11 protein-coding genes and 1 pseudogene are annotated in these 8941 nt (G+C 61.5%); 5 read left to right on the top strand and 7 right to left on the bottom strand.

Features of this window, described 5'->3' with window-relative positions; genetic code table 11:
- Positions 1-29 precede the first annotated feature (29 nt).
- Positions 30-389: a hypothetical protein gene (locus tag NV1_RS41245; protein WP_067905059.1), complete on the top strand. Its 360-nt coding sequence runs from the start codon at positions 30-32 to the stop codon at positions 387-389.
- A gap of 180 nt (positions 390-569) precedes the next feature.
- Here NV1_RS41245 and NV1_RS47180 read toward each other — a convergent pair.
- A pseudogene (locus NV1_RS47180) lies at positions 570-692 on the bottom strand (SAM-dependent methyltransferase); the annotation flags it as partial.
- A 351-nt stretch (positions 693-1043) separates the two neighbouring features.
- Here NV1_RS47180 and NV1_RS41250 point away from each other — a divergent pair.
- Positions 1044-1643: a hypothetical protein gene (locus NV1_RS41250; protein ID WP_157117771.1), complete on the top strand. Its 600-nt coding sequence runs from the start codon at positions 1044-1046 to the stop codon at positions 1641-1643.
- Between the two features lie 37 nt (positions 1644-1680).
- On the opposite strand, the gene NV1_RS41255 is transcribed toward NV1_RS41250, so the two are convergent.
- The 6 genes from NV1_RS41255 to NV1_RS41280 all read right to left on the bottom strand — a co-directional run bounded on the left by NV1_RS41255 (position 1681) and on the right by NV1_RS41280 (position 6912).
- A complete protein-coding gene (locus NV1_RS41255) occupies positions 1681-1956 on the bottom strand; it encodes a hypothetical protein (protein ID WP_157117772.1) in 276 nt (91 codons plus the stop codon).
- A 148-nt stretch (positions 1957-2104) separates the two neighbouring features.
- Positions 2105-3844 (bottom strand): hypothetical protein, encoded by a 1740-nt coding sequence (locus NV1_RS41260; protein WP_067905068.1) that lies wholly within the window; start codon positions 3842-3844, stop codon positions 2105-2107.
- A gap of 300 nt (positions 3845-4144) precedes the next feature.
- Entirely contained in the window at positions 4145-4966 is an 822-nt protein-coding gene (locus NV1_RS41265; RefSeq protein ID WP_218027372.1) for an SAM-dependent methyltransferase, read from the bottom strand.
- Positions 4967-5166: 200 nt separating this feature from the next.
- A complete protein-coding gene (locus tag NV1_RS41270; protein WP_067905071.1) occupies positions 5167-5697 on the bottom strand; it encodes a class IV adenylate cyclase in 531 nt (176 codons plus the stop codon).
- Positions 5698-5730: 33 nt separating this feature from the next.
- A complete protein-coding gene (locus NV1_RS41275) occupies positions 5731-6543 on the bottom strand; it encodes a radical SAM protein (protein WP_067905074.1) in 813 nt (270 codons plus the stop codon).
- Between the two features lie 159 nt (positions 6544-6702).
- On the bottom strand, positions 6703-6912 hold the full coding sequence (locus NV1_RS41280; protein ID WP_157117774.1) for a hypothetical protein: 210 nt from the start codon (positions 6910-6912) through the stop codon (positions 6703-6705).
- Between the two features lie 370 nt (positions 6913-7282).
- On the opposite strand from NV1_RS41280, the gene NV1_RS41285 reads away from it, so the two are divergent.
- From NV1_RS41285 to NV1_RS41295, 3 genes are all read left to right on the top strand, one after another.
- Positions 7283-7654, top strand: coding sequence for a hypothetical protein (locus NV1_RS41285; RefSeq protein WP_245714200.1), 372 nt, complete (start codon positions 7283-7285; stop codon positions 7652-7654).
- Positions 7635-8153, top strand: coding sequence for a DUF6879 family protein (locus NV1_RS41290; protein WP_067905080.1), 519 nt, complete (start codon positions 7635-7637; stop codon positions 8151-8153). The genes NV1_RS41285 and NV1_RS41290 overlap by 20 nt, the downstream gene beginning before the upstream one ends.
- A partial coding sequence (locus tag NV1_RS41295; RefSeq protein WP_084526744.1) for a helix-turn-helix domain-containing protein occupies positions 8150-8941 on the top strand: 792 nt, incomplete at its 3' end. The genes NV1_RS41290 and NV1_RS41295, both read left to right, overlap by 4 nt.

Here is an 8941-nt window from a genome sequence, read left to right on the forward strand (position 1 = left end):
GTCACTGAAAGTCGGCTATCGTTGCGACCATGGACAATTCGTTTGTTCCGTCCGACGCGGAGCTGCTGGCGCTGGGCGGCTGGGATGCCCGGTGCGCCCGCGTGCTGGCCGCGGCGTTCAACAAGAACGGCGGCATCGCGGTCATCGACACGAACGGCGACGGTGTCTCGGTCGAATTCGAGGAGTTCGGCCGCGACGCTGACGGACAGCTGCACCCGGGGGACAGCACTGGTTCCGGCGAACTGATGGCGCGGTACGACGACAAAGGTCTCTACCGCGCGGCAGGCCGGACTGCTGCCCCCGGCCCGTCGGTCATTCGGGTAGAGGACCAAGACCTGAACGTCACCGCAGCTGAAGGAGGCTGGTGGGCCTGGGTTCGCCAGGCGTGATGACTTCGCTTGCCCTTCTCCCTCGCGCACGGCGGTGGCATCACCTTGCCACCGCCGTGTACGGGGCCACGTCAATGGGGTGCGGTGTTTGAGCTGATGGCCCCGCAGAGGCGCTCCACCGGCTGATTCGTGACGTCAGGCCCGTCGGCCGAGCGCGACCGCCTGTAATCCCTGGTGCGATCAGCGTTTCCGTCCGACTGCCCCATACATCGCGATGTTGGCGGCGTCGATCGGCCCGAACCGGGTTGGTTCGGGCCGCCACTTGTGCATCTGTACCAAGCCCCGCTCCACGAGTTCGAGCCTGGCGAAGAACTGTTGCTACTGACCCGTCTGCCCGGTGGCCTGGCCAGCGGCATTGCTCGCCGGTGGAAGTGAAGATACCTGTGGAGCGAGTTGCGGTACCCGTCGGTAGTCGTCAGGCCATTTACTCCGCACCGGCCACATGGTCGAAGAGTCTCGCTAGGTATTGGTGAAGTAGATGTCGATGTATTCGTTTCCTGCCTTAAGGCTTGAGCACGTTTCGTCGACGTTCTTTGACAGCTTCTTGCAGGCTTAGCCTTGCACCTTCTGTTCGGTTTCTTCGCAGCAAATCGGCGGTGCCGCATCGACAATTCCCACTAGCGTGGAGGCCTCCGGAGCTGGGATACTGCCTCTATGGCAGACATGATCATCCTCCATGATGTGGTCGGTTCGTTCCTGAATGGCAGGGATTCTCTAACGTCAGACGATCTGGCGGATTTGTGGTGGTCGGTGTTCAACCGCGGCACTGCCGGTGCGGACGAGGGGCTGGTGCGGTTTGTCGACCTTTTGTCTGTCGACACGGAGATCGACGGCTTGGAGTTCAAGCTGGGGGCGTGGAAATGGGATGTGCAGGCGAACGTCGCCAACTCGGTGCTGAGCAGCCTGCTGATTGGGGGCGTGTTCGAGGCAACGGGTCATTTGCATTGGGCCGGCTATACTCTTCCGGCCGTTCTGGGCGTTCTGTTCAAGATGGAGAAAGTCAGAATCGAAACCAAGGACAAAGCTCTCGCGCTGGTATTGCAGCAACAAACCGGCGATGACGGGAGGCCACGAACCGTCGATGAGCTGTTCAACCTTCTGCCGCAACGCGAGAAACGTCTGATCGCCAAATCGGACTTTGTCGCCTTCGTTGAACGGTTGCGTCAGTCCGGCAAGGCCGAGCAGGAAATTGGTGGTACTTTCCGGATCGTGCCGGACGGGAAAGAGCCGTGGATCAAAATTATTGTGATGTAACAAGAAGATGGCTCCACCGTTAGGTAGAGCCATGCAGTCAGTCCTCGCGGTCACCTCGCCATATGAGCCGAATGTATCGGACTGTCGGATCGAGTGCAATGGCGCTGACCACTCCGAAGAGGAATGCCATGCCCAATAATTTCCAGCCGCGCGCGCTGGCGAGGTCTGGAATGAGCAGCACTGACAGGGTGATCAGCGTACCGATCCCTACGGCGAACTGGATTGCCACCATTTGCCGCTCAACGACCCTGGACAGGTCGAGTGACTTCATCCGGCGCATGAATCGGTTTGTCTGACGGTACGGACGTGCCATCGGTGACTCCTTATGGATATACGAGCCAAGGGCCCGAGTCGCCGGGTTTCGGTGACTGCGCCAACCTCCGAAATCGAGGCCAATGCAGTCACCGAAAAGGCAGGTCGTACAAATTGAAAATACAATATTTGGGACAAATAGTCAACAGCTATGGCTGGTCGGTTGGTAGATCGGGCTTTCTCAGGGATTCCAGCGCTCGGAGATCGACGAAGGATTCGCAATAGGTGATGCTGCGAATAACCGCAGCAATAGTCGATTCCCACTCGGACCAGTCGGCATCTTCCATCGAGAAGTTTTCACCCATGATGTCTTCGAATTGACCGTATATCAGCTGAGTCGCCAGGCTGTCGCCGATGAAGATGCCTACGTGGGGTTGCCCTTCGACATTCCAGACCAGCGCCTTGTACGGCGTGCCGGTCAGGCCCCAATAGACACCATAGGCGGGCTGGTCGCCTGGCAGGAGCGCCTTCTCATCACCAGTCAATGTGCGGGTCGGGACGTCGAGAAGCAGCACAGTCGGTAGTCGCGCGCGGAGCGGGTCGATCCACTCGGCAGCGAAATCAGCATCGACGAAACAGCTGGCACTGATGCAGAAGGCGCGAGGGCCGCGGTCACCCCACACATCGACGACCTCCAAAGCGTCGGCCGCATCTTTGAATGCGACATGGAAGATTTCCAGCTCATCGGTATCGCCAACATTGGTGCGGCACTTGACCGACACTACGATCTCGTTGCCAAGCGCGTCGAGCCGCTCCTTGGCGGAGTCTCCCCACGCGTAACTGTCAGCCAATCGACCGGCGAGCCGGGCATGGAATACCAATTCCGGCACACCGTTCACCGATGCCACCTGTGTGAGCACGTGCATGAAATCTTCGGGATCGACGACGCCCTTCAAGTAGCCGAAGCTGGCAGGCCACAGCTCCTGCCGGAGCGGAAACCGCGTTTTCGAGACCACGGCAACCGACTCGTCATAGTCAGTACTGGGCGGTGCATCCGCCGGCGCCACGAGCACACCGGTTGATCCCACGTTCTGGAACAAGCCCGCGATGCGAGCCGCGGTGCCGTGGTGCTCGCGCATGGGCAGCACGGTCGACCCGAGTTGTGTCAGCTGGTGGGCGAATTCGTCATAAACGACCTGTTCCCAGGTGTCCCACAGGTCATCGAGCTCGGGATCCTCCACACCGCGATCCAGGACGTGTCCGTGGACCGCGTCTTCGCCGAACCGTTCCGTGACAGCCTCATCGGCTCGCCGGACGATCGCAGTAAGGAAGGGCGCTGTGTTGTCCAGCAGCCAAATGAATCTGGTATCCGGTCGATCGGCATTCGCTACCGCTGACAGCTCGAAACTTCCAGGAAAGGCCGCTGCGGCAACCTCCAAGATCGGCGTCTGCATGGATACCCGCGTCGCCGCTGTCACCACCAGATCCTGGCGGATGGCGCTGTCGACGGACTGAACGAAGGTGCGTGCGCGGCGGTAGTAGCGTTCGTACCGGCTTCCTTTTGTCAGGACGGACGCTGCCTCCGGATAGTGCATCTCGGCCAGGTTGATGCTCTTGAACGTCGCGAACACCTCATGGGTGGTGAATGCGGCGTGACGCAGGTCGCCGAACAGTTCCTGCGCCCACGGCTGGTACTCGTATGCGAAATGCAACGCCGAACCCCACGCCGTGGAGTCGTTCAGGCTCTTGTGATACACCTCGTGCAGATGGGTGACGTGGTGCTCGACTTCGGAGTCACCGACGAGGCTGAGCGTGAGTCCGGTCGGAAGGTAATAGTCTGAGCTGGCCTCGCTTTGGAACCAGAATCCCTCGCATGCATCAGCCTCAGCGTTCGGTCTGCCCCCCAAACCCGACCAGAACCGGTGGTACGCGTCTTCGAACTCATCCATGGTGCTCCTCCGGTGCCATCTGCGCTCCAGCTGAGTTGTACGCGCAGCCACCTCATCGGGCAACACCCCCGCCGCGACTCCCACTTACACACCGGCGGGTTGCGGCCCACGTCATTGCCATGACGCCGCACGTTGCTCAGGCGAAGACGAGCAAGCCCTGCTTGAACGCTCGCCAGTGACGACACGAACCGTATCGAACCACCGGTTCAACTCACCGATCAGACTGCAGGAGCGCTCTGCGGCTCAACCATGACGTCAGGCCCGCCGGTCGAGCACGACCGCCTGCAATCCCTCGCGCGGTTAGCGTTTCCGCCCGACTGCCCCGTACATGGCGATGTCGGCGTCGTTGATCCTGCCTATATCGACCGAGCAGGGGTGCCATTTGTGTATCTGTACCAGGCCGGGTTCTTCGAGTTCGAGTCCTTTGAAGAACTGCTGCGCTTGGGCTTTTGTGCGCCACTGGAGTGTTTCTCCGCGTGAGTGGTACAGGTCGCGGACTTTGGCCAGGGGTTCGGGGGCGTAGTCGTCGGTGGCGATCGTGGCGGCGACGTAGCTTCCCGAGGGGAGCGCGTCGATGACGTGGCGGGCGACGCGCAGCGCTTCGTCGTCGTCTTCGATGAAGTGCAGCATCCCGATGAGGAAGAGCGCGGTGGGCTTGTTCAAATCGAGGGTCTCGCGCAGGCGGGGGGCCGCCAGGATCGCGTCGGGATCACGCAGGTCGCCATCAATGTAGGTGGTGCGGCCCTCGGGGGTGCTGGTCATCAGTGCTCGAGCGTGGGCCAGGATCAGTGGGTCGTTGTCGACGTAGGCAATCCGCGCTTCAGGGGTAACGGCTTGGACAACTTCGTGCAGGTTCGGTGTAGCCGGAAGGCCGGTGCCGATGTCCAGGAACTGACCAATGTCACGTTCGGTGGCCAGGAAACGCGCGGCCCGGTGCATGAACGCTCGGTTGGCATGCATTGTGCCCCGCAGCGCGGGCCACGCTTGCAGGGCTGCGTTACCAGTGTCTCGGTCAGGTGCGTAATTGTCTTTGCCGCCCAGGATGTAGTCGTAGATCCGGGCCCCATGAGCGCGGGTGACATCGAGGTTCAACTGCTTGTCCTCGCTGGCCTCAATGCCCACGGGTCCGCCTCTCTATTCGGTTACCGGCAGAGCATTTAGAGACGACACCGTCGTCGCAACGATCTTGATCATATGCCCTGCCAGGCTCTCCCGTGCTCCCAAATCTGTTGAGGTGTATATCAATTGAGTGACAGCCCGTGAGACACCTACAGCAGTTGTCGGCGGCAGTTCGGCGATTGTGCAACGTGCCGGGCGGTCGTTCAGAAGCGGAGTTCGAGAATGGTATTCAGGTCGATGCCGTGGCGGGCATAGATTTTGATCGTGTTCTCTGCGGTGAGGTCGGATTCGGTGTAGCCGAGCAGGTCGGCCACGCGGATGACTTCTTCCTTTGTGGCGGCTTCGATCTCCAGGTAGGGCGGGATCAGGGGCCAGGTGTCGAGTTCGAGCTGTGCGTCTTCGAGGGTGAAGCTCACCCGTTTGGTTTCTTGGTAGGACTTCGGCGTGAAGCCCATCAGCTTCAACAGTTCGTTGGTCGCGGTGAAGTCGCTGACGGTGACTTCGACCTCGTGGGTGCCGTCGATCGCTTCGCTGGTGATCTGCTTGACCGCGAGCGTGGTGCTACTTCCGTTGTCGCGCAGCCTGATCCACTTGGATTCATCGCCGGGGGTGATGTCGTAGACGTAGCGGCGCATGAAGCGTTCGCCGAGTGGGTGTCCGCCTTTCTCCCGGATACGGCGCCCGATGGTGTCGGGGTCGATGCCGAGGATCTTGGCTTCGTGCTCGATGGGCACTACGAGCTCCAATCATGGTGTGGCGGTGAGGATTTACCCGGCGCGGCGGCTGGTGAGCCGGTGGTATTCGGTGTTGCGCAGGGCCAGGATCTCGTCGCGGAGCGGGCTGGTCAGGAATTCAGTCAGTGGGAGGCACAGGTCCATGCGCTGGATGCACACGCCGACCTGGAATGTACCGGTCCGGTCGTAGTAGAGCCGCACACCGTAGAAGCCTTCTTCGCAGTCGGTGCCGTTGTTGAACCGGCACCCAGAACATGTGCCGGGCAACCGGACCGGGCGAATCTGCTTGAAATAGACCCGTCGCCCGTCCGGCAGGCGGTACGCGGTCCGCGCGCCGGACACCCCCGCTGTCAGGTAGTGCGCTTCGGCGACGGCTCCGCGTTCGGTGAGGATGCGTTCGATAGCGTCGATGGAGACCGCTCCCCGGTCGAGCGAGTTGAGTAGCCGCACCGTCAAATGCGGTGAGTATTCATCCAGCAGACGATGCACCCGCATCGCATGCGTGTCGTCGGGAACCACGATGTTGGCGCTGGCGCCTACCCCATATCCCTCGCACGCGGTGATCGAGCGTCCGAGGGCGTCGAGTTTGCGCTCTGCGAGAATGGCATTGCGGTAGCGCGCGTGTTGGACTTCGGCGAGCTCGGCGGCGGTGGTGCCGAAAATTGAGAAATTCACGCGATCGAGCCCGGCAGCGGCGCACTCCGGGATGACTCGCTCGCCGCGTTCGCCGTTCGAGGTCATTGCCACCCGGTAGCCGGCCTCGGTGGCGATCTTCGTCAGGCTGGCGACCGACGGATGCAAGGTCGGTTCGCCGCCGGTCAGATGTAGCTCGGTCAGCTCCAGCACGTCGGCGAGCAGTTATGCAGTAATGCCTGAGAGCGCCGCCCCGAGAAGATACCCATGTCACTAATCCCTTTCAGGGGGTTGAAGACAGCACGTAGCAGCTCCCCGCAAGCACAATGCGTGCGGGAGTTGTATTACGGCGCAAGCTATTTCGGTCTTGGCTTACGGGGAGTCAGGCGGGCCGGTAACGGTCACCAAGCCCCACCGAATGGCCTCGGTGGCGGCGGTGAACTTCTCGACGCTGCCCAGTACGCTGCTTTCGGTCAGGTCGAGGCCGAACGACGTCAGCGCTGCGCCGGTGGTTTCGGCGATCATGGCGTGCGCGGTGGCTTCGATCGCCTTCTTGTGCTCGACGAGGGCCCATCGGTTCACCGCCGGCACATGAACCAGCCACCGGACGCCGCAGCAGTGTACCGTCACCAGGTATCTATGCAAGGCCATTGACTCCCCTCACCGAAGGTGGTTGGTGGGCACTCAGCACCGGCAGTAAGCCAAATATGCTGTCCCGAGCCGACTTTCACCCGATGCTGAGCGCCTGACCATCGACGGTAGAAGGCCAGGCCAGAGGGCCACCAGGCTGTTGCTCGGATTTGCTTCGGGCATAGCCATGCCGTGGACGGAACGTCCGGCGGCGAGCCACGATGGCAGCGTGCGAGAAAACCCGCGCACAGGTTTGCTACTGTTTTCTCACCGGAGCGATTTCTGTTGACGGGGTTTCTCCCGGTGTCTGACGATTGATGCCATGGAAGAAAACATGCGAAACGCCCCGCTGGACGAACGCCCGCTGCGCTTGACGTTCCTGGGCAAGAACACCCAGGGCGGGGATTCGCCGACGTTGTACGCCACCGACCGGGGCACCTATGTAGTGCAGGGCTGGAAAGTACCCGAGCACGACAACCGGGTGGAGATTTCACACCCGCTGCTCGCGTACCTCGAACCGGGGACGTGCCTGGGCGCGCTGCTTCACGACACCGGCCACGGGACCTTCATCCTCAGCGGTTGCCCGGTAACCGACCCGGAAGCGTTGGCCGAGATGAAGATCCCGGATCATGAGACCTGCATCGAGGTACCGCAGGGGAAGGAAATCCGGAAGTATGCAACTCCGCCGGCATGAGGCGTTCTACGACCTGTTTCGTTCGTGCAAGCACACGGCTTGCCATCTTGAAGTAGTCGACACCTACTCCACCCCCGAAGAATCCGAGCCGTTCCGCAAGTTCCTCGCGGGAGAGCCCGACGACTTCGAGTGGTTCGAGGACTGGACGAACCTCGTCCGTGAGGTCACCGCGTCCGGGCGGGTGATGCGGCGCGTCCGCGTCGTCACGGAGCCACACGTCGACTACACGCGGTGGGGCCTGGTTGTCGCGCACCGCAACATCGAAGCGGGCGAGGATATTCGGTATCTGGCTCGGCACCTGATCGACCCGTCCGAGCTATCGGCGGACGACTTCTGGCTGTTCGACGACACACTCGTGTCCTTCACGACCTTCACGCCCGATGGTGCTGCGGGTGGAGGTGCCGTCACGACGGACCCTGCCATCGTCGACTACATCCGTGGGGTTTGGAATCGGGTGTGGGACAAGGCCATCCCTCATGGTGAATACATCCAGGCGTGACCGCAACGGCAAAACAGGCTCGCGAGGCGTTCGGCGAGCGCCTGCGCAACCTCCGTAAGGACGCCGGGCTGACCGGCAGGCAACTTGCTGCGCTTGCCGGTTGGCCTGGCTCCAAAGTCTCGAAGATCGAGTACGGCAGACAGGTGCCGACCGATGACGATGTACGCGTCTGGTGTATCCACACGCACAGCGTCGATCAAATGCTTGATCTCGTCGCGACGCTGCGCAACGTCGAGGCGGCGTATCTCGAATGGCGTCGGATGCGCTTGCCGCACAGACAGAAACAATCGGTGGCCGTCGCCGACCAGACCACCCTCATGCGCGGCTTCGAACCGGTGCTGGTACCTGGCCTGTTGCAGACACCGTCCTACGCTGAAGCGATCCTTCGCCGGGTACTCGACTTTTACGACGGGCCGGGCGACGATCTCGAATCCAGTCTCGCCGCGCGCCTCGAACGTCAGCAAGTCCTGTACCGCGGCAATCACCGGTTCTACTTCATCCTCGCCGAACAGGTTCTCCACACCCGCGTCGGCACCACGGATGTGCTGCTCGAACAGATGGACCGCTTGCTCAGCGCACTGTCCCTGCCCAGAGTCGTGCTGGATATCCTCCCGTTTGGACACGAATACCTCGCTCCGACAAACAACTTCGTCATCTACGACGAGCGCGAGGTCAAGGTCGAAACCGTCTCTGCCGAACTGACCATTACTCAGCCCGCCGAGATCGCGCTGTACGTCAAGTCGTTTCAGGCTCTCAGGGCTCAAGCCGTGCACGGAAAGGAGGCGCGG

The sequence above is a fragment of the Nocardia vaccinii NBRC 15922 genome (genome assembly GCF_001613305.1).
Lineage (GTDB): Bacteria > Actinomycetota > Actinomycetes > Mycobacteriales > Mycobacteriaceae > Nocardia > Nocardia vaccinii.